This is a genomic window from Bacillus cereus group sp. MYBKT14-1 (assembly GCF_051915185.1).
GTDB lineage: Bacteria > Bacillota > Bacilli > Bacillales > Bacillaceae_G > Bacillus_A > Bacillus_A cereus.
Genome location: NZ_JBQAEF010000002.1, coordinates 588,915 through 610,182, shown reverse-complemented (window position 1 = coordinate 610,182; position 21,268 = coordinate 588,915). Strand labels below are relative to the sequence as shown.

Here is a 21,268-nt window from a genome sequence, read left to right as displayed (position 1 = left end):
ATAAAGATATGGATTGTAAGGTTTATTCATTGACAATAGTGGCAGAAGAAAATAGAATGAGAAGTACTATAATTAAAACTTCAATGGAGGTTCATGATGTTTTATTTAATTTACTTCGCGATCATAATGATCATACCGTTGTATGCACAGTCAAGAGTACGTAGTGCCTATAGCAAGTATTCACAAGTTTATTCAACATCAGGTATGACAGGAGCGGAAGTGGCTCGAAAAATTTTAGATGAAAATGGATTATACAACGTAGCTGTAGAAGAAACACCAGGTCATTTATCAGACCATTATGATCCAACCGCTAAGACGGTTCGATTATCAACAGATAACTATTATGGACATTCAGTTGCTGGTACAGCAGTTGCAGCACACGAAGTAGGACACGCAATTCAAGATGCACAAGATTATAACTTTATGCGTATTCGTCATTCGTTAGTTCCTGTGGCTAATTTTGGATCGAATATATCATGGGTATTTATTATGATTGGTATATTTGCGACAATGTCAAAACTATTGTTATTAGGTATCATTTTAATGGCAGCAGGTGTTGTGTTCCAGCTCGTTACATTGCCAGTTGAGTTTGATGCGTCAAAGCGCGCAATGCAACAAATTGAAGCGTTAGGTATTGTATCAACAGATGAATATGGGCAAGCTCGTAAAGTATTAAATGCGGCAGCATTAACATATGTAGCAGCTGCAGCTGTAGCGGTATTTGAATTATTACGTCTCGTATTAATGTATACTGGTATGCAGCGTAGCGACGACTAAAGACTATCAATTTTGATAGTCTTTTTTTGTTGTGTGGATTGAATTATATAATGTATTGCAAATAGAAATAATAGAAGTAATGCGGAAAGGTGGTGGGGGAAATGAAATATCCAGACCATTTAGTAAAACAAGTACAAGAGCGTAGTGCTCCTTATCAACTAGAAGGTTTTTTAAGTGGACAAGGTCCTGAAAATCCCAAATTTATGTTGTTAGGAGAAGCACCTGGTGAAACAGAAATTCATAATGGGATTCCGTTTAGCGGGAGGGCGGGAAAACAATTAATGGTTTTTTTAGAGCGTATCCACGTTACAAGGGAAGAAGTATATATTACGAGCGCTGTTCGGAGTAGACCTTATAAATGGCGAGAGAAAAAAGAACGAAATGGTGAAATCATACAAAAAAAGTATAATAGAACGCCAAATCAGGGAGAAATAGTTGCCCATGCGCCTTTGTTAGATTATGAATTAGAGAAAATACATCCGAAGCTTATCGTCAAGCTTGGAAATATCGGTCTTCAACGTTTAACAGGAAAAAATAAAAAAATCACAGATGTACACGGGCAATTATTAAAACAGCCCATTCAAAAATTAAAGGATATGCAAAGTGCAGAGTTTACATGGTCAGAGAAAGAATATCATGTTTTTCCGACTTTTCATCCAGCTTCCATTTTTTATAATCGGAGTTTATTGGAGCTTATTCATGAGGATTTTGAGAAGCTTAAAAGACTTGTAATAAAAAACTAGAAAAGCTAAGGCGCTTTTCTAGTTATATTTAATTATGTAAAGGGTTTTTATTTTCATCTAACGTAAACCCTTCACCAACTACATCATGTACATCACTTACAGCGACAAAAGCATGAGGATCTACAGAAGTAATGATATTCTTTAATTTCACGATTTCATTTTTAGCAACAACGCAATACAATACATTACGTTCCACTTTTGTATACGATCCAACAGCTTTTAAAAAGGTTGCTCCGCGCTCCATTTCAGATAAAATTTTGGCAGCAATTTCATCGTTTTTCTCTGAGATAATAGTCGCTCCTTTGGCAGCATAAGCTCCTTCTTGCATAAAATCAATGACTTTAGCACCGATAAAAACAGCAACTAGCGTATACATGCCCTCACGGTATGATAAATAGGTAAGAATAGAGACGACGATAACGACAGCATCAAACATAAACATTGTTTTCCCCATACTCCAGCCAACATATTTGTGCGCTAGTCGTGCGATAATATCTACACCGCCAGTAGTCCCGCCATATTTAAATATTATTCCAAGGCCGATACCGATAAATGCCCCGGCGAATAAAGCTGCGAGTGTCATATCATTTTGCAAGTTTAAATGTAAGTTGAGTACTTCGTAACGCTGGAAAATCCATAGAAATAAAGATACGCTAAAGGTTCCAATTAATGTATATAAAAATGTCGTTCTGCCAAGTAACCTCCAGCCAATAAAAAATATAGGGATATTTAAAATTAAGTTTGAGTAGGAAGGATCAAACTTAAATAAAAAATACAATAATAGTGTAATACCAGTAAACCCACCCTCTGCAAGGTGGTTTTCAATATTGATATTGACAATACCGAAAGAAAATATAGCGGAACCAATTAAAATAAAAATAATATTTCGCATCTTCAATTTTGATGTCATATAGAAATCCCCCTAATTATGTAATGATTGCATTGCTCCGCTGAAACGGTAAAACATAATAATAAGTAATTTCTAGTTGCTAGTGAAAATAGTAAGAACCTGATTGATGTGGGCTGATTTTTTGTGAAAAGTGCAAAAGAAAGTTTCACTTTATCCCGCTCTAAAGGCTGATAGGAGATGAAGCAAAGAAGAGGGGCAAACCAGCCGTAGGAACCCGATTGGTGTGGGCTGATCTTTTGCAAAAATCGCAAAAGAAGTTTCACTTTATTATAGTCTATCCAAAAATGGGTCGCAAATAGGTGTTTGGCGGGGAATAATATTTGTCAAATCGCGATGAATTGGCTAACATGAAAGAGGAAGGATTAGAGGTGAATAGTATGGAAGCAAAAACGATGAAAGATATGCAGAAAGAAGTAGATGCATATATTGGTCAGTTTAAAGAAGGTTATTTCAGTCCGCTTGCAATGATGGCTCGTTTAACGGAAGAAATGGGAGAGCTTGCAAGAGAGGTAAATCATTATTATGGTGAGAAACCGAAGAAAACAACTGAAAAAGAAAGAAGTATTGAAGAAGAGCTTGGAGATGTATTATTTGTTATGATTTGTATGGCAAATAGTTTAAATATTGATTTAGAGACAGCACATAACATTGTAATGAATAAATTTAATACACGTGATAAAGATCGCTGGACACGTATTGATGAGGGAGAGAAAGAATAATGAAAGAAATTAAAGTAATTATCGCCGGACCAAGAGGACGTATGGGACATGAAGCAGTCCTTCTTATGGAAAGAACGGAACATTTTAATTTAGTAGCAGCAGTGGATTATAAGCATGGTGGTGAGAAGATTTCTGATTTACCTGGCATGCCAGCATTACATGCGCCGATTTACGCTGATTTACATACTTGTTTAGATGAAGTAGAAGCAGATGTGTTGTTAGATTTAACAACACCAGAAGTGGGGAAACAACACGTTACACTTGCAGTTGAGCGTGGACTTCGTTCGGTTATTGGTACAACTGGATTTACAGAAGAAGAATTGACACGTTTAACAGAGAATGCAAAAGAAAAAGCAGTAGGAACAATTATTGCTCCAAACTTTGCAATTGGTGCAGTTCTTATGATGAAATTCTCACAAATGGCAGCGAAATATTTCCAAGATGTTGAGGTAATTGAATTACATCATGATCAAAAATTAGACGCACCATCTGGTACAGCTGTAAAAACGGTAGAGTTAATTCGCCAAAATCGTGAATCAAAGCAGCAAGGTCATCCAAATGAAGTAGAGCAACTAGCAGGTGCACGAGGTGCAAATGTAGACGGTATTCACATTCATAGTGTACGTTTGCCAGGGCTTATTGCACACCAAGAAGTAATGTTTGGTGGAGATGGACAAATGTTAACAGTTCGTCATGATTCATTCAATCGTGCATCATTTATGTCAGGTGTAAAACTATCAATTGAGACAGTAATGAACCTTGATCATCTTGTGTACGGTTTAGAAAATATTATCGACTAAAGGGGAGACAACGGATGAAAATTGCCTTAATCGCACATGACAAAAAGAAAAATGATATGGTTTCGTTTGCATACGCATATAAACCAATTTTTGAACAACATGAATTATTTGCAACAGGAACGACAGGGCTTCGCATTATGGAAGCGACTGGATTAGTTGTAACAAGATATCAATCTGGCCCTCTTGGTGGAGATCAAGAAATTGGTGCAATGATTGCAAAGAACGATTTAGATATGGTGATTTTCTTCCGCGATCCATTAACAGCACAGCCGCATGAACCGGATGTGAATGCATTACTTCGTTTATGTGATGTATATGCGATTCCACTTGCAACGAATATGGCAAGTGCTGAAATGTTAATGCACGCATTAGAGCGAGGAGATTTAGATTATCGTAAGTTAAGAAAATGAGGGGAACAATTATGAGTGGATTACATATATTAGCGTTTGGTGCTCATGCCGATGATGTTGAAATCGGCATGGCTGGTACCATCGCTAAATATACAAAGCAAGGGTATGAAGTAGGTATTTGTGATTTAACAGAAGCTGATCTTTCTTCAAATGGAACGATAGAGTTGAGAAAAGAAGAAGCGAAGGTCGCAGCTCGTATAATGGGAGTAAAAACGAGGCTGAATTTAGCGATGCCAGACCGTGGTTTGTATATGAAAGAAGAGTATATACGTGAAATTGTCAAGGTGATCCGTACATATAAACCAAAACTAGTTTTTGCGCCGTACTATGAAGATCGCCATCCAGATCATGCAAATTGTGCAAAGCTTGTGGAAGAGGCTATTTTTTCAGCAGGAATCCGTAAATATATGCCGGAACTTTCACCACATCGTGTGGAGTCTTTTTATAATTATATGATTAATGGTTTTCATAAACCGAATTTTTGTATAGATATAAGTGAGTACCTCTCTATAAAGGTGGAAGCATTAGAAGCGTATGAAAGTCAGTTTTCAACAGGGAGTGATGGTGTTAAGACACCGTTAACAGAAGGTTACGTTGAAACTGTGATTGCTCGTGAGAAGATGTTTGGAAAAGAAGTTGGAGTCTTGTATGCCGAGGGATTTATGAGTAAGAAACCGGTTTTATTACATGCTGATTTATTAGGGGGATGTAAATGAAATTAAAAATAGGTATTACATGTTATCCTTCTGTAGGTGGTTCTGGAGTTGTTGGAACAGAATTAGGAAAGCAATTGGCGGAACGTGGGCATGAAATTCACTTTATTACATCGGGTTTACCATTCCGGTTAAATAAAGTATATCCAAACATTTATTTTCATGAAGTGACGGTAAATCAATACTCTGTATTTCAATATCCACCATACGATTTAGCGTTAGCAAGTAAAATGGCCGAGGTTGCACAAAGAGAAAACTTAGACATTTTACATGTGCATTACGCAATACCACATGCAATTTGTGCATATTTAGCAAAACAAATGATCGGAGAGCGTATTAAAATTGTTACAACCTTACATGGAACAGATATTACTGTGTTAGGTTCCGACCCTTCGTTAAATAATTTAATTCGTTTTGGTATTGAGCAATCGGATGTTGTTACTGCTGTCTCGCATTCATTAATTAACGAAACACATGAGCTTGTAAAACCAAGTAAAGAAATTCAAACGGTATATAACTTTATAGACGAACGTGTATATTTCAAGCGTAATATGTCTCAATTAAAGAAAGAATATGGTATAAGTGAGAGTGAAAAAGTACTTATTCATATTTCGAATTTCCGTAAAGTGAAACGTGTGCAGGATGTTGTTCAGGCATTTGCTAAAATTGTTAAAGAAGTAGATGCGAAGTTGCTTCTTGTTGGAGACGGACCAGAATTCTGTACGATTTTACAGATAGTGAAGAATTTACATATTGAAGATCGCGTTTTATTCCTAGGGAAGCAAGATAATGTTGCAGAACTACTTGCGATGAGTGATTTAATGTTGCTTCTATCAGAGAAGGAAAGTTTTGGTCTTGTTTTATTAGAAGCAATGGCGTGTGGTGTACCTTGTATCGGAACACGGGTTGGAGGTATTCCAGAGGTTATTCAACACGGGGAAACAGGATATTTATGTGAAGTTGGCGATACAACAGGAGTGGCAAATCAAGCTATTCAGCTATTAAAGGACGAGGAACTTCACCGTAATATGGGAGAACGAGCAAGAGAAAGTGTTTATGAGCAATTTCGCTCAGAAAAAATTGTTTCACAATATGAAACGATTTACTATGACGTACTAAGGGATGACAAAAATGGAAAGATTTAAAAAAGCTAGTTCTATTATTGAGACATTAAAGCAACAAGGACATGAGGCTTACTTTGTTGGTGGGAGCGTACGAGATCTTATTATCGATAGGCCGATTGGAGATATTGATATTGCGACATCTGCTCTACCAGAAGAAGTGATGGCTATATTCCCAAGAAATGTTCCTGTTGGTCTTGAGCATGGAACTGTAATTGTTGTAGAAAATGGTGAGCCCTATGAGGTAACTACTTTTCGAACAGAAAGCGAATATGAAGATTTTCGAAGACCTAGTAGTGTTCAATTTGTTCGTTCATTAGAAGAGGATTTAAAACGTCGTGATTTCACGATGAATGCAATTGCTATGACAGAAGAAGGCAAAATGGTCGATTTATTTGCTGGACAGGAAGCCATTCAACAGAGAGAAATTGAGACAGTTGGAAATGCTGCGGATCGTTTTCAAGAAGATGCCCTGCGAATGATGCGTGGTATTCGGTTTGTAAGCACGTTAGGTTTTTCATTAGAAATGAAAACGAAGCAAGCGATTGAAACGTATGGGCAATTGCTAGAACATATAGCAATTGAGCGTATTACAGTAGAGTTTGAGAAACTGTTAACTGGTACATATTGTGTGAAAGGTCTCAAAGAATTAGTAGAGACGAAGCTATTTTCTCATTTGCCATATTTACAAATGTCAGAAGAGAGACTGTTAAAAGCTACGCAGTATAAATGGGATTCTTTCGAAACGGATATTGAGGCGTGGGCATTTTTCTTATATTGTATCGGAGAAGAACATCCATCTGTCTTTTTACGTCAATGGAAGTTTTCGAATAAAAAAATAAAAGATATTGTTGCAGTTTTATTGACAATCCGTACTAGAAAGGAGAAGGATTGGGATACAGTCCTTCTTTATAAAACGGGAATTCATATCGCTGAAATGGCAGAGAGAGTATATGAAGCGATGATTGAACGCTATGACCCTACATCTGTTGAACGAGTACAATCAATGTTTCATGCATTGCCAATCCAGGAGCGTCAAGAAATGAATGTGACTGGTAATGATTTATTAAACTGGGCAAACAAAAAGCCTGGTCCGTGGGTTGCTGAGATGCTTCAGAAAATCGAAGAAGCAATCGTACAAGGAAACGTAGTTAATGAGAAAGAGCGTATAAGGGAGTGGCTACAAGGATGCAATCTACTATAAGAAAGCAGTTATTGCAAGTTTTTTCTGAAGCGGATGGCGAGTTTGTATCCGGCCAAACAATTAGTGATAAACTTGGTTGTTCAAGAACTGCTGTGTGGAAACATATGGAGGATCTGCGGAGTGAGGGATATGAACTTGAAGCTGTGCGTCGATTAGGTTACCGAATTGCAAGTAAGCCAGACAAAGTGACCGCTAATGAAATTCAGTTAGGGCTACAAACGAAGCGGATTGGTAGAACAGTGTATTTTGAAGAAACTGTTGAATCAACGCAGCACATTGCAGCAAAACTTGCTTATGAAGGTGCAGAAGAAGGAACAGTCGTTGTAGCAGAAGAACAAACAGCGGGAAGAGGTCGTTTAAGCAGAAAATGGCATTCACCAAAAGGAACAGGGATTTGGATGAGTATTATTTTACGCCCATCAATCCCAGTTCATCATGCACCGCAACTTACTTTGTTAGCGGCCGTTAGTGTTGCACAGGCAATTGAAAAATGCACGGGTGTAAACGTAGGAATAAAATGGCCAAATGATATTTTAATTCAAGGTAAAAAGGCTGTAGGTATATTAACAGAAATGCAAGCGGATCCTGATAAAATTAATGCTGTCATTATGGGCATCGGTATTAATGCGAATCAAAAGCAAGAACATTTTGATGAAGAAATTCAGCACATTGCTACTTCATTAGCGATTGAATCAGGTAAGCCGATTGTTCGTGCAGAACTTATGCAACAAATCTATTTACAACTAGAAAAATTATATGAAGAGTATTTACAAAATGGTTTCTCTGTCATTAAAATTCTTTGGGAAAGTTACGCTGTGAGCATCGGGAAAGAAATTACCGCTCGAACGATGAGAGAGACAATTACGGGGTTAGCAAAAGGAATCACAGAGGATGGTGTATTACTTCTGGAGGATCATGAGGGGAAAGTACATCATATTCATTCTGCAGATATTGAAATTAAGTAAAAGAAGTTCCTCTTTTGGAACTTCTTTTTATTTCAATAGTTTTGAGTTGAATTTGTAACATGATAATAAATTTTTTTCATATTTAAAGTTCATTTCAAAATATCTTCCGCCTAATTGGCAGGGCATGTTATTTGACGATTACTTTGCCTGCCATTCCTTTAAGAAGATGGTATCGACATATTAATTCATATGTACCAGTATTTTTAGGTTTCACGGTAATATTCTTTTCTTTTCCTGACTCGATTACGACGTCAATGCCGAGTTTTTTCACTGTAAAGGTGTGCTCGTTTTTACCTTTATTTTTCAATAGTAATGTTGTTGATCCTGCAAGCGGAATCGTGATAACATTTGGATTAAAGTAATCATCATTTAGTTCAACCTCAATCACTTTCGTTAAATCGGTGGGGGGTGTTACGACAGTAACTGAGGCAAATACATGGGAGGATCCTAAAGACATCCACCATACAATCATTACAAGCAAACTGCTGAATCGAAATAACCACCTGTTCATAGACATCTGCAATTCTCCTTTGTTAAGTACTTTCCTCAATTAACCTGCATCATTAGTTTAAGAGTTATACTATACAGTTAAATGGATTACAGAAAAAATTAACTTGGACTTTTTTAGCATGCGTTGAAAAAACATGTATCTTTTCAGGATAGAATTCTCCATAAAAACTGTATAGCATATATACTCTCATGTTAAATTTCATATACCGTAATAAGAATAAAAAATTATTTTTTCAAAAAAATGTAGTAATTCCTTTTTGTAGTTTGCTATAATTAGTTCGAATGTGGGCAGTATCAGAGCGAACTGCACCATGATTCGAAGTCATACGAAAAATAATAACTTGGATTCTGCCTTGATCCAATAACGGACTGGGACAGAGGGATGAATAATGCCGACTAACACACAACCCTTCTGCCCTTTTATGGTCAGAGGGGTTTTTTATATGATTTCGGCCATCTCCTCTCTCCTGCATAAAGGAGGAGTAGTTTTTGAAAACAAAAACAGATTTTTTGAAGATGAAAGAGCAAGGTGAGCCGATTACAATGCTAACGGCGTATGATTATCCATCTGCTAAATTAGCAGAAGAAGCTGAAGTTGATATGATTCTAGTTGGAGATTCTCTTGGAATGGTTGTACTCGGATACGATTCAACAGTACCTGTAACAGTAGAGGATATGATTCATCATACGAAAGCTGTACGCCGTGGAGCGAAAGAGACGTTTATTGTAACTGATATGCCATTTATGTCGTATCACGTATCATTACAAGAAACGATGGTGAATGCACGTCGCATCGTTCAAGAGAGCGGGGCACACGCACTGAAGGTAGAAGGTGCTGGAGAAGTTATATCGACGATTCAATATTTGACGAACGCAGGAATTCCTGTTGTAGCGCATTTAGGTTTAACCCCTCAATCGGTAGGAGTGTTGGGTGGATATAAAGTGCAAGGAAAAGATGCGGAGAGTGCAAAAAAATTAATAGAAGATGCAAAGAAATGTGAAGAAGCTGGTGCAATAGCGCTTGTGTTAGAATGTGTACCAATGCAGTTAGCAGAACTTATTTCAGAGCAACTAACAATACCAACAATTGGGATTGGTGCAGGACAAAAAGTAGATGGACAAGTGCTTGTTTATCATGATCTTATCTCATACGGCGTAAATCGTGTTCCGAAATTTGTGAAGCAATATACGTCTGTTCAAGAGGAGATTGTGCGTGGGATTTCACAATATGTTACTGAAGTAAAGACAAGGCAATTTCCTGAAGAAAAACATTCGTTCACAATGAAAGAGGAAGAATGCTTAGCGTTATACGGAGGAAAACAATAATGAAAATCGTAACTACAGTGCAAGAGATGCAGCAAATTACAAGCGAACTTCGTGCAAGTGGAAAGAGTATTGGTTTTGTTCCAACAATGGGTTATTTACATGAAGGCCATGCTACTTTATTACGTAAGGCAAGAGAAGAAAATAAAATTGTAGTTTTAAGTGTATTTGTAAACCCGCTACAATTCGGCCCAAATGAAGATTTAGATCGATACCCTCGTGATATTGATAGAGATGAAAATGTAGCAAAAGAAAACGGTGTAGATTATTTATTTTATCCGAGTGTAGAAGAAATGTATCCAGCAGAACAAACAACAACAGTAGAAGTTGTGAAGCGCACGGACGTATTATGCGGTCAACAAAGACCTGGTCATTTCGCTGGTGTTGCAACTGTACTGATGAAACTATTTAATATTACGGTGCCAACGCGTGCTTATTTCGGTATGAAAGATGCTCAACAAGTTGCAGTAATTGAAGGATTTGTAACTGATTTCAATATTCCAGTTACAATCGTACCAGTTGATATTGTAAGGGAAGAAGATGGTTTAGCGAAAAGTTCTCGTAACGTGTACCTATCACAAGATGAACGTGAAGAAGCTCTTCATTTATACCGCAGCCTATGTATAGCGAAAGAAAGAATTGAGGCAGGTGAACGTAATCCGGAAATCATTACAAATCTTGTGAAAGATTATATTGAGACGCATACGAAAGGCACTGTAGATTATGCGGATTTATATGCATATCCGTCATTAACAATGGTAGAGAAAGTCGAAGGAAGAATCATTTTAGCTATTGCAGTTAAGTTTGAAAATGTAAGATTAATTGACAATATAACATTAACGGTTAAATAAGGGGGAGCATCTATGTTTCGCACAATGATGAGAGCAAAGTTACATCGTGCAACTGTAACGGAGGCAAATTTAAATTATGTAGGTAGTATTACAATTGATGAAGACTTAATGGATGCAGTAAATATTGTAGAAAACGAAAAAGTCCAAATTGTAAATAATAATAATGGTGCTCGCTTAGAGACATACGTTATTAAAGGGGAACGCGGTAGTGGTGTTGTTTGTTTAAACGGTGCTGCGGCAAGACTTGTACAACCAGGGGACAAAGTAATTATTATTTGTTATGGGCTAGTTACGGAAGAAGAGATTCATACACAAGAACCAAAAATTGCAGTACTAGACGATAATAATCAAATTATTGAAATGTTAGGTGCTGAAAAAGCGGGTACGATATTATAAGTAGAAAGGCTATCTCCATTGCGGAGATAGCTTTTTTGTGCATCTTTTCATTAAGATGAGATAAAACGTGGTATAGTAACATTATATAAATTATTGTTGTTTGAAAGGTAAGAAATTGAGGTGTTACATATATGAGTAAGCGTTATGTCGTTGTTGATTTAGAGACGACAGGGAACTCCTGGAAAGATGGGAAGGATAAAATTACCCAAATTGCAGCTGTTGTAGTAGAAGATGGAGAGATATTGGAGATTTTTTCGTCTTTTGTTAATCCAAAGAGAGAGATCCCACCATTTATTACAGAATTAACAGGGATTGATGAAAGTCTTGTAAAACAAGCCCCGTTATTTCAAGATGTAGCCCCGATGATTGTTGAGCTATTACAAGGTGCGGCTTTCGTTGCGCATAATGTTCACTTTGATTGGAATTTTTTAAATGAAGAATTAAGGCAAGCTGGATATACAGAAATACATTGTCCGAAAATCGACACGGTTGAATTGGCTCAAATTCTTTTGCCGACAGCCGATAGTTATAAATTACGTGATTTAGCTAAGAAGCATGAACTAGAGCACGATCAACCACATCGTGCGGATAGTGATGCTCTTGCAACAGCGGAATTATTTTTACAATTTTTAAATGAAATTGAAAAGTTACCACTTGTCACGTTGCAATCGCTTTATGAATTAAGTGATGTGTTCCAAAGCGATATAGCTGATGTGCTTTCTGAAAATATTTTAAAGAAAGTAATGCACGGTAAAGAAGATATAGCGGAGTATGAAATACATCGAAATATTGCGCTGAAAAAGCGGAACTATTCCTTAAACCTTGGAGAAACGTGTTCATCAAAGTTTGATGCTTTCTTGAATAAAACGATGGATAAATTGGAATCACATATGCCAAAGTTTGAAAGAAGAGAAAGTCAACAACTGATGATGAAAGAGATATATACGGCGTTAAGAGATTCTCGTTTTTCACTAATTGAAGCCGGTACAGGAACAGGAAAGACTCTCGCTTATTTGCTTCCTAGTCTTTATTTTGCAAAGAGAAAAGAAGAACCTGTCATTATAAGTACACAAACGGTACAACTCCAACAACAAATATTAGAAAAAGAAATTCCGTTATTACAAAAAATAATGCCATTTTCATTTGAGGTAGCTCTTCTAAAAGGAAGAAAGCATTATTTATGCTTACATAAATTTGAGTATGCTTTGCAAGAGGAAGAAAAAAATTATGATATGGCACTTACAAAGGCGAAGATTTTAGTTTGGCTATTGCAAACTGAAACAGGTGATCGAGACGAATTAAATATTCCTGAGGGCGGAAAGTTACTTTGGAATCGTATTTGTAGCGATGCGTATAGTCCAGGCGGTATGCAAAGTAATTGGTTTAGTCGTTGTTTTTACCAGCGAGCGAAGAATAAAGCTTTATTTGCAGATATCGTTATTACAAATCATGCGTTATTATTTCAAGATTTTTCAAGTGAAGAACCGTTGTTTGCTTCATGCGAACATATTATTTTTGATGAAGCTCACCATATTGAAGAAGCCGCGAGTAGAACATTGGGTGAACAGTTCTCTTGTATGTATTTTCAATTGGTTATATCTCGTCTTGGGACACTAGAAACAGAAGATGTACTCTCCAAAGTATATAAAATGATGAAAAAATCAGAGCAAGCATCTCGTTCAACTTTCCGTATGATAAGTTATAGTTTGAAGGAACTTAAGTTTGATGCGGATGAACTCTTCCAAATGTTACGTACTTTTATATTTAAACAAACAAAGCAAGAGCAAGGAACGAATAATATGCCGCTCATCTATAGGTATAACGCAGAACTAGAAAAAGGTAAGTTGTGGGATAGTATCGTCGAATTAACAAATCGTTTTATATATGAATTAAGAAGGGTAGTAACTGCTCTTGAGAAGCAAGTGGATATATTGCAAAGTAAGTTAGAATGGGAGATGCATGTTGTAACAGGTGAATTTATGCATTTAATTGAGTTGCTGAGAAAGATGGCAGAATCATTACAGTTACTCGTATTAGAAAAGAATTCGTATGTAACTTGGATGGAGACTGAAACGAAAGGGACGATTCATTCAACAGTTCTATATGCACAGCCTGTTCATATTGGTGAAAGATTTGCTGATGAATTTTTAACAGAAAAAAAGAGTGTTATTTTTACATCCGCAACACTAACAGTTAACGATACGTTTGATTATATAAAAGAGGAACTTGGTTTACATGATTTCGCTCCAAATACTTTAAAGGTTCCGTCGCCATTTCGTTATGATGAACAGATGAAATTAATGGTGTCAACGGATGTACCTTTTATTAAGCAAGTAAGTAATGAGCGATATATTGAATCTATATCGGAACATATTGCAAAGATAGCGAAAGCCACAAAAGGCAGAATGCTCGTTTTATTCACTTCGTATGAAATGTTAAAAGAAGCGTATGCGAATTTAAAAAATAATGATGAATTAGAGGGTTATTTATTACTCACCCAAAGTGTGAATAATAGAAGTCGAAGCCGCTTAATTCGAAAGTTTCAAGAGTTCGACAAATCAATTTTATTAGGGACGAGCAGTTTCTGGGAAGGAATAGATATTCCTGGAGATGCCTTAAGTTGTCTTGTTATAGTCCGTCTACCATTTACACCTCCTCATCAGCCGATGATGGAAGCGAAAGGTGAGTGGCTAAAAAATCAAGGTGAAGATGTATTCGGTAAATTAGCGCTCCCACAAGCAATATTACGTTTCAAACAAGGATTCGGCCGCTTAATTCGAACGAATACAGATACAGGAACGGTAGTAGTGTTAGATCGTCGTTTGACGAGTTCTTCCTATGGAAAACGATTTCTACAATCGATTCCTAACGTACCTCTTTATGAAGGACCATTAGAAGAATTGTTAGTACAATTAGAAGAACCATCAAATGAATAAAAATGGAAGAAAAATACGCCTGAAGTACTTATAAACTTCAGGCGTAAAAAATGTGGGTAGGAGGAATTTTATTTTTCTTACTTCTTGTATACAAAATGTGTTGGTTTTCGACTTGAAACCTTTTTTTGCTGTACATGTCCTGCTATAATAGATGGGTGATGAAGCAGGGGTTGTAAAGAATGTACTCTTATTGTAACCGCATTGCGTTCTTCTATAATTAGAAATTTTTGTGTAACGGAGGAGTTTTTTCATGGATAAGAAAATCGAAGTACTATCAACGACGCGTATTAAATATTCGTCGGATTTGTATAAAATTGTTGATAGTTTAAATCGTACGTTAAAAGAGCAGGACCTCATGTTCGGACTAGCATTAGACGAAAAAGATAAAGAAACAGCTGTATTTACGATTTACAGAACGTAGTGATACAATGAAAAAGTGGATCTTTGCAATCATTATTGTTATCGTTGCTAGCGGAATATATGGGGCGTATGTTTATAATAAAGCGATGGGAAAGAAAATTCCAAAAGAGTCGAAATTTGTAGAAATTGCTAAAGAAAAAGCAAAGCTTACAAAGGTGAAATCTGTTGATTATTACAACGGAAAATCTGCATATATAGTCGTGCAAGGTACAGATGAAAAGGGAGAACAACTTATCGTTTGGGTGCCTGAGAAAAAAGGGGATACTGTAGTAAGGAAAAAGAGCGAAGGTATTTCTGAAAAAGAGGCTATACAAAGAACAATAGAGCAAGTCGGCAATGAAAGTAAGGAATCAAAAAGTAAGCCGAAAGAGATTATGAAAGTGAAATTAGGCTTTGAAAATGATGTACCACTATGGGAAGTTACATATATTGATGATGACAATCGTTATAGTTATTACTATCTTGAATTTAAAGATGGAAAATTTTTAAGACGATATAGCATTGAAAAATAGATGTAGGGGGAACTACAAATGAAATTAGCAAAGCGAGTAGCTGCTTTAACACCGTCTTCAACTTTAGAAATTACAGCAAAGGCACAAGCATTAAAAGCAGAGGGTCATGATGTAATTGGATTAGGGGCAGGGGAACCTGACTTTAATACACCAGAGCATATTATGGATGCTGCACATAAAGCGATGTTAGAAGGGCATACGAAGTATACACCAACAGGTGGATTACAATCGTTAAAACAAGAAATTGTGAAGAAATTTACTCGCGATCAAGGTATTGCGTATGATCCATCTGAAATTATTGTATGTAATGGTGCAAAGCATGCATTATATACATTATTCCAAGTATTACTTGATGAGGGAGATGAAGTTATCATCCCAACTCCTTACTGGGTAAGCTATCCAGAGCAAGTAAAGCTTGCTGGCGGTAAGCCGGTTTATGTAGAAGGTTTAGAAGACAATGAGTACAAAATTACAGCAAAGCAGCTGCGTGAGGCAATTACAGAGAAAACGAAAGCAGTTATTATTAATTCACCGAGCAATCCAACAGGAATGATTTATAGCAAAGAAGAATTACAACAGCTTGGAGAAGTATGTTTAGAACATGATATTTTAATCGTTTCTGATGAAATTTATGAAAAATTAATTTATGGTGGCGTAGAATATACTTCAATTGCCCAGCTTTCTAATGCATTAAAAGAACAAACACTTATTATTAATGGTGTATCTAAATCTCATTCTATGACAGGATGGCGTATTGGATATGCTGCAGGAAATAAGCAGCTTATTAAAGCAATGACGAATTTAGCGAGTCATAGTACGTCAAACCCTACTTCAATCGCTCAATACGGCGCAATTGCGGCATATGCAGGCTCACAAGAACCTGTGGAAACAATGCGTCAAGCCTTTGAAGAGAGATTAAACATTATTTATGATAAATTAATTCAAATCCCTGGCTTTACTTGTATTAAACCGCAAGGGGCATTTTACTTATTCCCTAACGTAAAAGAAGCTGTAGCTTTATCAGGATATGCAACAGTTGATGATTGGGCAAAAGCTCTATTAGAAGAGGAAAAAGTGGCTCTTGTACCAGGTACAGGATTTGGTGCTCCAAATAATGTTCGTTTATCATATGCGACATCTCTTGAACAAGTAGAGAAAGCATTAGAGCGCATCCATACATTTATGAAAAGTAAAGTGCAAGCTTAATTTTATATTTCATTCATGTAATATAAAAAACCTCCCTATTAATGGGGAGGTTTTTTTGACGGATTGTGGCAAAAAGAAATAGCTAAAGGTGTGTTATACTAGAGAGCGAGGTGTTTGGTGATGAAAAAGAAAATGATGTTACAGTGGTTTGAGCAGGGAAGCATTGCAATTCCAAAATTACTTATGATGCATTATAAAAAATTAGGTTTAAATGAGACGGAATTTATGGTTGTACTTCATGTACACACATTTTTAGAATCAGGTAATTCGTTTCCGACTCCTTCAGAGATTTCTGAACGGATGACGATAACGGAAATGAAATGTATGGAAGTAATTCAGACGTTGATTCAAAAAGGTTTTTTATCACTAGAAGGTGGACAAAGATCAGAAGCGATGATGTGCGAAAGTTATTCTTTACAACCGTTATGGGAAAAAATATTACATTTCTTAATGGATGAATCAATAGAGGAAGAGCAAAAAGAAAAAAAACAGCTACAAGTAAATTTATATACAGTATTTGAAAAAGAATTTGGAAGACCACTTTCGCCGTTCGAATGTGAAACGTTAGGGATGTGGGAGGACCAAGATCAACATCATCCAAATTTAATTCAAGCGGCTCTTAGAGAAGCTGTAATGAGTGGAAAACTAAATTTCCGATATATTGATCGTATTTTATTTGAGTGGAAAAAGAATGGAATTAAAACGGTAGATCAGGCTCAAAATCAAGGTCAAAAATTTAGAGCGAATCAACAAAGGGCACAACAAATGACAAAACAAGAGACGAAATTTACTGGAAAAGTGCCTTTTTATAATTGGTTGGAGCAGTAATATAGGAGGAAAAATATGCTTAACAAAACGCAAATCCGTTATTGTTTAGACACAATGGCGGATATGTATCCAGAAGCACATTGTGAATTGGTTCATGATAATCCATTTGAACTTGTAATCGCGGTGGCGTTATCTGCACAATGTACGGATGTACTTGTAAATAAAGTGACAAGAAATTTATTTCAAAAATATAAAACACCAGAAGATTATTTAAGTGTTTCTCTAGAAGAATTACAACAAGATATACGCTCTATCGGATTGTATAGAAATAAAGCAAAAAACATTCAAAAATTATGCCGAATGTTATTAGATGACTATAATGGAGAAGTACCGAACGATCGAGATGAACTTACGAAATTACCAGGTGTAGGAAGGAAAACAGCGAATGTTGTAGTTTCCGTAGCGTTTGGAATTCCGGCAATTGCTGTTGATACACATGTGGAGCGAGTGAGTAAACGATTAGCTATGTGTAGATGGAAAGACTCTGTGTTAGAAGTAGAAAAAACATTAATGAAGAAAGTACCAATGGATGAGTGGGGAGTTACACATCATCGTATGATTTTCTTTGGACGTTATCATTGTAAAGCACAACGACCGCAATGTGAGGAATGCAGACTGTTAGAAGTATGTCGTGAAGGAAAGAAGCGAATGAAGGTGAAATAAAGGATGGAACGAGTTATAGAAATACCGAAAGAATTTCACTGTTTACCATTTTTTAAAGAAAGTGTAAATTTAATTAAGTATCATACAGACAATTCTTTTGAAGAGATAATACAAAATACTTACTTTATATTTGATATTGAAAGACAGTATGAGCCATGGAAGGAAATTGAAAACAGCATTCCAGTGATGTTGAATGTATGGAAAAATAAGCATGAAGACATTGCTATACTGTTTCGAAATAGAAATAAGCAAGAGGCTGAGGGGCCAATGATTCTTTTTGCAGCTCACTTGTTATCGGTTGTCTATTGGCTAAATGAACAACCTGTTCATAGTTTGAATGAAATGCAAATAAATACGAATAAATTAAAAGTGCAACCTGTTAATTTTATGGAAAGATATTCATTCATTATAAAGAAACCGAGTAATTATCATTCTTATATTCAATTAGCGCAGTTGTATATCGAAATAGAAAAGCTGTATGTAAAGAAAATGATAACAAAAAAGAAGTCCGCTTCTCGTTAAGAGAAACGGACTTCTTTTTTTGTATATTAGGACTCTGTTGTAACAACAGCACCGTCTGCGTGAGGTGTATCTCCTCCGGGATTTTGGTGTTGCTGTTCTTGTTGTTTCTTAGCCTCTTCTTCAGCTTTTTTCTTGGCCTCTTCTTCAGCTTTCTTCTTAGCTTCTTCTTCAGCTTTTTTCTTAGCTTCTTCTTCAGCTTTCCTTCTAGCTTCCTCATCAGCTTTCTTTTGAGCTTCTTCTTGCTGTTTACGTTGTTGTTCTTGCTGTTGTTCTTGTTGTTTCTTAGCCTCTTCTTCAGCCTTTTTCTTAGCTTCGTCTTGTTTTACTTTATCTTCATTAGCCTTTTTCTGGGCTTCCTCATCAGCTTTTTTCTTAGCTTCTTCATCGGCCTTTTTCTTAGCCTCTTCTTCAGCTTTTTTTGCATCTGGAGTTCCGCCAGGCGCAGTGAAGGATGCACCAACTGCTGGGCTTGTGCCAGTACCTTTTTTCGCTACTACAGAGAAGCTGTAAGTAACACCTGGTTTAATACCACCAAGAGTAGCTGTCGTACCACTTATTGATAGGCTACCACTTGAACCGTCAGTTGCTTTATAGCTGGCTGCATATGCATCAACTTCTGCTGGTCCAGACCAGTTTAGTGTAACTGTGCTAGCGCCATCAAAAGTGACATTCAGACCACTAGGGGCATCTACTTTAATTTGTTTAATTGCATCTTTTTTCGCACCTTTTACGTATAATTCTCCGTTTATTTCTTGTACAGAAGAAGGACGTTCAAAGCGTGATTTATCTGTAGCGAATTTGCTCATCATTACTTGGAACATTTGCTGTGCAATTTTAGTATAACGATCACTAATGTAGTTTTCTGGACCATTCTTTACGTAACCAGTCCATACAGCCATCGTATATTGTGGTGTATATCCAGCGAACCAGCTATCCCTGTTTGCATCAGCTGGAATGCCGTATTTCTTTAAATCTTTTGCATCAAAGTTTTGCGTTCCAGTTTTACCCGCTACGTCAACACCTGAAACATATGCTGTTGGTCCTGTACCACCAGAACCAGGTTTTACTACGTCACGAAGAACGTCAGTTACCATGTAAGCTGTATAGTCTTGCATAGCGCGTTGTTCTTTCGGTTTAAAGCTTTTCTTTTTCCCGTCCGGGAAGGTTACTTCTTTTACGAAGTGTGGTTTATTATAGTTACCACTATTACCGAAGGTTGCATATGCACCTGCTACTGCTAATGGAGAACTATCGTTACTACCAATTGCAGTAGATTCATGTACTCCATTTTCAAATGTCATGCCTAAACCTTCAGCAAACTCTTTTGATTTATTAAGTCCAACTGTTTGAGCTGTCTTTAAAGCCGGGATGTTTAATGACTTCTTCAATGCTTCACGAAGTGAAACGTCACCTTTAAAACTCCCTGTAGCATTTTTAATCTTTGTGCCATCCGAATAAGTATATTCAGAGTCATTTAATTGATGGTAAGTAGACCATTGAAGATTCTCAATCGCTGGACCGTAGTCGAAAATTGGTTTCATTGTTGAACCAACTTGGCGTTTTAAATCAGTTGCCATATTATGACCTTTGAAAGTGGACTTATTTTCTTTACGTCCAGCACCAATTGCTCGAACTTCTCCAGATTGTGTATCCATAAATACGAATGATCCTTGGAATTGATCGTTTGGATACTTAATAAGATTACCATCCATAATTTTTTCAGCGTAATCTTGAGCATCTTGATCAAGTGTTGTATGAATCGTTAAACCATCTGAACCGATATTTACATCAGGATATTCTTTTTCAACTTCTTTTACAACCGCATCTAAAAATGCTTGATACTTCATCTCAGTTACTTCTGAAGACGGTTGAAGGCCCTCAGTTACTGGGATCTTAACGGCGTTATTCATTTCTTCTTTTGTTATATAACCATGTCGATTCATTAATGATAATACGACATTACGACGATTTGTTGCTCGTTCAACATTTTCCTTTTTTGTTGGATCATAAATGTTTGGACCTTGGGGTAAACCAGCGAGCATAGCAGCTTCATGTAATTGCAAGTCTTTTAAATCTTTACCATAATATTTTTGCGCTGCTGTCGCAATACCGTATGAACGGTTACCTAAATTAATCTTATTTAAGTACATTTCTAAAATCTCATGTTTAGAGTATTGTTGCTCTAATTTGTAAGATAAGTACCATTCTTGTACTTTTCTTTTAGCAGTTTTGTCCATCGTTAGAAAGTAGTTTTTAACGACTTGCTGTGTAATCGTACTACCACCTTGGGAACCGAAACCACCAGTGACATTTTCCATAACTGCTTTTGTAGTTCGTTTAAAATCAATTCCATTATGATCATAGAAACGCGAATCCTCAGTTGCAAGGAATGCATTTTCAACTACTTTTGGAATTTGATCATAAGTAACGTGTGTTCGTTTTTCAGCACCGTATTCATAGAAGAAATTCCCGTTTTTATCAAGAAACTTTGTTGATAAAGGATTAACAAGTTTGGCTTTGTCTAATTTTGGAGCATCCTTTACCATAACAAAGAAAGCGGAAACGCCGGCTACAAGACCAACGATACCAAGAAGTAGACAACCTATAAGAAATTTCTTGAAAAAGGAGCCTTTTTTCTTTGGTTTTTCTTCTTTATGTGTTTTTTTCTCTTGATTTTTCACATGATTTCGTTCTGTACGAGAACGATAATTATCTGACATTATACTTTCTCCTACCTTT

Annotated in this window: 22 protein-coding genes; 19 read left to right on the top strand and 3 right to left on the bottom strand. The window is 36.5% G+C overall.

Annotation, left to right across the window (positions count from 1 at the left end; all coding sequences use genetic code 11):
- Nucleotides 1–93 precede the first annotated feature (93 nt).
- Both ACTFO4_RS09655 and ACTFO4_RS09650 read left to right on the top strand, forming a co-directional pair.
- The gene (locus ACTFO4_RS09655; protein ID WP_011109966.1) at nt 94–777 is read left to right on the top strand and encodes a zinc metallopeptidase; all 684 of its coding nucleotides are present in this window, start codon (nt 94–96) and stop codon (nt 775–777) included.
- A gap of 101 nt (nt 778–878) precedes the next feature.
- Nucleotides 879–1,520, top strand: a complete 642-nt coding sequence (locus ACTFO4_RS09650) for a uracil-DNA glycosylase (RefSeq protein ID WP_440013375.1) — start codon at nt 879–881, stop codon at nt 1,518–1,520.
- A 28-nt stretch (nt 1,521–1,548) separates the two neighbouring features.
- Here the strand turns inward: ACTFO4_RS09650 and ACTFO4_RS09645 are convergent, their stop codons facing one another.
- Nucleotides 1,549–2,430 (bottom strand): YitT family protein, encoded by an 882-nt coding sequence (locus tag ACTFO4_RS09645; protein WP_000202121.1) that lies wholly within the window; start codon nt 2,428–2,430, stop codon nt 1,549–1,551.
- 377 nt (nt 2,431–2,807) lie between these two features.
- On the opposite strand from ACTFO4_RS09645, the gene ACTFO4_RS09640 reads away from it, so the two are divergent.
- The 7 genes from ACTFO4_RS09640 to ACTFO4_RS09610 are packed head-to-tail and all read left to right on the top strand — an operon-like array spanning nt 2,808 to nt 8,362.
- On the top strand, nt 2,808–3,149 hold the full coding sequence (locus ACTFO4_RS09640) for a nucleotide pyrophosphohydrolase (protein WP_002108639.1): 342 nt from the start codon (nt 2,808–2,810) through the stop codon (nt 3,147–3,149).
- Nucleotides 3,149–3,949 (top strand): dihydrodipicolinate reductase, encoded by an 801-nt coding sequence (dapB, locus tag ACTFO4_RS09635; RefSeq protein ID WP_000658813.1) that lies wholly within the window; start codon nt 3,149–3,151, stop codon nt 3,947–3,949. The genes ACTFO4_RS09640 and dapB overlap by 1 nt, the downstream gene beginning before the upstream one ends.
- A gap of 14 nt (nt 3,950–3,963) precedes the next feature.
- On the top strand, nt 3,964–4,359 hold the full coding sequence (gene mgsA / locus ACTFO4_RS09630; protein ID WP_000684765.1) for a methylglyoxal synthase: 396 nt from the start codon (nt 3,964–3,966) through the stop codon (nt 4,357–4,359).
- A gap of 11 nt (nt 4,360–4,370) precedes the next feature.
- On the top strand, nt 4,371–5,075 hold the full coding sequence (gene bshB1, locus ACTFO4_RS09625) for a bacillithiol biosynthesis deacetylase BshB1 (protein WP_000015673.1): 705 nt from the start codon (nt 4,371–4,373) through the stop codon (nt 5,073–5,075).
- The gene (gene bshA / locus ACTFO4_RS09620; RefSeq protein ID WP_000768305.1) at nt 5,072–6,217 is read left to right on the top strand and encodes an N-acetyl-alpha-D-glucosaminyl L-malate synthase BshA; all 1,146 of its coding nucleotides are present in this window, start codon (nt 5,072–5,074) and stop codon (nt 6,215–6,217) included. The genes bshB1 and bshA overlap by 4 nt, the downstream gene beginning before the upstream one ends.
- Entirely contained in the window at nt 6,204–7,397 is a 1,194-nt protein-coding gene (locus ACTFO4_RS09615) for a CCA tRNA nucleotidyltransferase (protein ID WP_440013378.1), read from the top strand. Before bshA ends, ACTFO4_RS09615 begins: the two co-directional genes overlap by 14 nt.
- A complete protein-coding gene (locus ACTFO4_RS09610; RefSeq protein WP_001192063.1) occupies nt 7,382–8,362 on the top strand; it encodes a biotin--[acetyl-CoA-carboxylase] ligase in 981 nt (326 codons plus the stop codon). Before ACTFO4_RS09615 ends, ACTFO4_RS09610 begins: the two co-directional genes overlap by 16 nt.
- Nucleotides 8,363–8,489: 127 nt before the next feature.
- Here the strand turns inward: ACTFO4_RS09610 and ACTFO4_RS09605 are convergent, their stop codons facing one another.
- Nucleotides 8,490–8,879, bottom strand: a complete 390-nt coding sequence (locus ACTFO4_RS09605; protein ID WP_000062387.1) for a cupredoxin domain-containing protein — start codon at nt 8,877–8,879, stop codon at nt 8,490–8,492.
- Between the two features lie 482 nt (nt 8,880–9,361).
- Here ACTFO4_RS09605 and panB point away from each other — a divergent pair, with 482 nt between their 5' ends.
- From panB to ACTFO4_RS09555, 10 genes are all read left to right on the top strand, one after another.
- On the top strand, nt 9,362–10,198 hold the full coding sequence (gene panB / locus ACTFO4_RS09600; RefSeq protein WP_000851108.1) for a 3-methyl-2-oxobutanoate hydroxymethyltransferase: 837 nt from the start codon (nt 9,362–9,364) through the stop codon (nt 10,196–10,198).
- A complete protein-coding gene (gene panC, locus ACTFO4_RS09595; RefSeq protein ID WP_000707029.1) occupies nt 10,198–11,046 on the top strand; it encodes a pantoate--beta-alanine ligase in 849 nt (282 codons plus the stop codon). Before panB ends, panC begins: the two co-directional genes overlap by 1 nt.
- Before the next feature lie 12 nt (nt 11,047–11,058).
- Nucleotides 11,059–11,442, top strand: a complete 384-nt coding sequence (panD, locus tag ACTFO4_RS09590) for an aspartate 1-decarboxylase (RefSeq protein WP_000490184.1) — start codon at nt 11,059–11,061, stop codon at nt 11,440–11,442.
- Between the two features lie 131 nt (nt 11,443–11,573).
- On the top strand, nt 11,574–14,378 hold the full coding sequence (dinG, locus tag ACTFO4_RS09585) for an ATP-dependent DNA helicase DinG (RefSeq protein WP_000044961.1): 2,805 nt from the start codon (nt 11,574–11,576) through the stop codon (nt 14,376–14,378).
- Between the two features lie 250 nt (nt 14,379–14,628).
- Entirely contained in the window at nt 14,629–14,799 is a 171-nt protein-coding gene (locus ACTFO4_RS09580) for a YpmA family protein (RefSeq protein WP_000358352.1), read from the top strand.
- 7 nt (nt 14,800–14,806) lie between these two features.
- Nucleotides 14,807–15,310, top strand: a complete 504-nt coding sequence (locus ACTFO4_RS09575) for a cell wall elongation regulator TseB-like domain-containing protein (RefSeq protein ID WP_000758739.1) — start codon at nt 14,807–14,809, stop codon at nt 15,308–15,310.
- An 18-nt stretch (nt 15,311–15,328) separates the two neighbouring features.
- Nucleotides 15,329–16,516 (top strand): aspartate transaminase AspB, encoded by a 1,188-nt coding sequence (gene aspB / locus ACTFO4_RS09570; protein ID WP_000761571.1) that lies wholly within the window; start codon nt 15,329–15,331, stop codon nt 16,514–16,516.
- Between the two features lie 120 nt (nt 16,517–16,636).
- Entirely contained in the window at nt 16,637–17,344 is a 708-nt protein-coding gene (gene dnaD, locus ACTFO4_RS09565; protein WP_000728552.1) for a DNA replication protein DnaD, read from the top strand.
- 15 nt (nt 17,345–17,359) lie between these two features.
- Entirely contained in the window at nt 17,360–18,007 is a 648-nt protein-coding gene (gene nth, locus ACTFO4_RS09560) for an endonuclease III (RefSeq protein ID WP_000933034.1), read from the top strand.
- Between the two features lie 3 nt (nt 18,008–18,010).
- The gene (locus ACTFO4_RS09555) at nt 18,011–18,529 is read left to right on the top strand and encodes a YpoC family protein (RefSeq protein WP_000442652.1); all 519 of its coding nucleotides are present in this window, start codon (nt 18,011–18,013) and stop codon (nt 18,527–18,529) included.
- A 26-nt stretch (nt 18,530–18,555) separates the two neighbouring features.
- On the opposite strand, the gene ACTFO4_RS09550 is transcribed toward ACTFO4_RS09555, so the two are convergent.
- Complete coding sequence (locus ACTFO4_RS09550) at nt 18,556–21,249, bottom strand: PBP1A family penicillin-binding protein (RefSeq protein WP_001283091.1); 2,694 nt, start codon at nt 21,247–21,249, stop codon at nt 18,556–18,558.
- Between the last annotated feature and the right edge of the window lie 19 nt (nt 21,250–21,268).

Coding starts and splice junctions, on each gene's coding strand:
- ACTFO4_RS09655 (WP_011109966.1), top strand. CDS start 94: ATGATGTTTTATTTAATTTACTTCGCGATCATAATGATCATACCGTTG.
- ACTFO4_RS09650 (WP_440013375.1), top strand. CDS start 879: ATGAAATATCCAGACCATTTAGTAAAACAAGTACAAGAGCGTAGTGCT.
- ACTFO4_RS09645 (WP_000202121.1), bottom strand. CDS start 2,430: ATGACATCAAAATTGAAGATGCGAAATATTATTTTTATTTTAATTGGT.
- ACTFO4_RS09640 (WP_002108639.1), top strand. CDS start 2,808: ATGGAAGCAAAAACGATGAAAGATATGCAGAAAGAAGTAGATGCATAT.
- dapB (WP_000658813.1), top strand. CDS start 3,149: ATGAAAGAAATTAAAGTAATTATCGCCGGACCAAGAGGACGTATGGGA.
- mgsA (WP_000684765.1), top strand. CDS start 3,964: ATGAAAATTGCCTTAATCGCACATGACAAAAAGAAAAATGATATGGTT.
- bshB1 (WP_000015673.1), top strand. CDS start 4,371: ATGAGTGGATTACATATATTAGCGTTTGGTGCTCATGCCGATGATGTT.
- bshA (WP_000768305.1), top strand. CDS start 5,072: ATGAAATTAAAAATAGGTATTACATGTTATCCTTCTGTAGGTGGTTCT.
- ACTFO4_RS09615 (WP_440013378.1), top strand. CDS start 6,204: ATGGAAAGATTTAAAAAAGCTAGTTCTATTATTGAGACATTAAAGCAA.
- ACTFO4_RS09610 (WP_001192063.1), top strand. CDS start 7,382: ATGCAATCTACTATAAGAAAGCAGTTATTGCAAGTTTTTTCTGAAGCG.
- ACTFO4_RS09605 (WP_000062387.1), bottom strand. CDS start 8,879: ATGTCTATGAACAGGTGGTTATTTCGATTCAGCAGTTTGCTTGTAATG.
- panC (WP_000707029.1), top strand. CDS start 10,198: ATGAAAATCGTAACTACAGTGCAAGAGATGCAGCAAATTACAAGCGAA.
- panD (WP_000490184.1), top strand. CDS start 11,059: ATGTTTCGCACAATGATGAGAGCAAAGTTACATCGTGCAACTGTAACG.
- dinG (WP_000044961.1), top strand. CDS start 11,574: ATGAGTAAGCGTTATGTCGTTGTTGATTTAGAGACGACAGGGAACTCC.
- ACTFO4_RS09580 (WP_000358352.1), top strand. CDS start 14,629: ATGGATAAGAAAATCGAAGTACTATCAACGACGCGTATTAAATATTCG.
- ACTFO4_RS09575 (WP_000758739.1), top strand. CDS start 14,807: ATGAAAAAGTGGATCTTTGCAATCATTATTGTTATCGTTGCTAGCGGA.
- aspB (WP_000761571.1), top strand. CDS start 15,329: ATGAAATTAGCAAAGCGAGTAGCTGCTTTAACACCGTCTTCAACTTTA.
- dnaD (WP_000728552.1), top strand. CDS start 16,637: ATGAAAAAGAAAATGATGTTACAGTGGTTTGAGCAGGGAAGCATTGCA.
- nth (WP_000933034.1), top strand. CDS start 17,360: ATGCTTAACAAAACGCAAATCCGTTATTGTTTAGACACAATGGCGGAT.
- ACTFO4_RS09555 (WP_000442652.1), top strand. CDS start 18,011: ATGGAACGAGTTATAGAAATACCGAAAGAATTTCACTGTTTACCATTT.
- ACTFO4_RS09550 (WP_001283091.1), bottom strand. CDS start 21,249: ATGTCAGATAATTATCGTTCTCGTACAGAACGAAATCATGTGAAAAAT.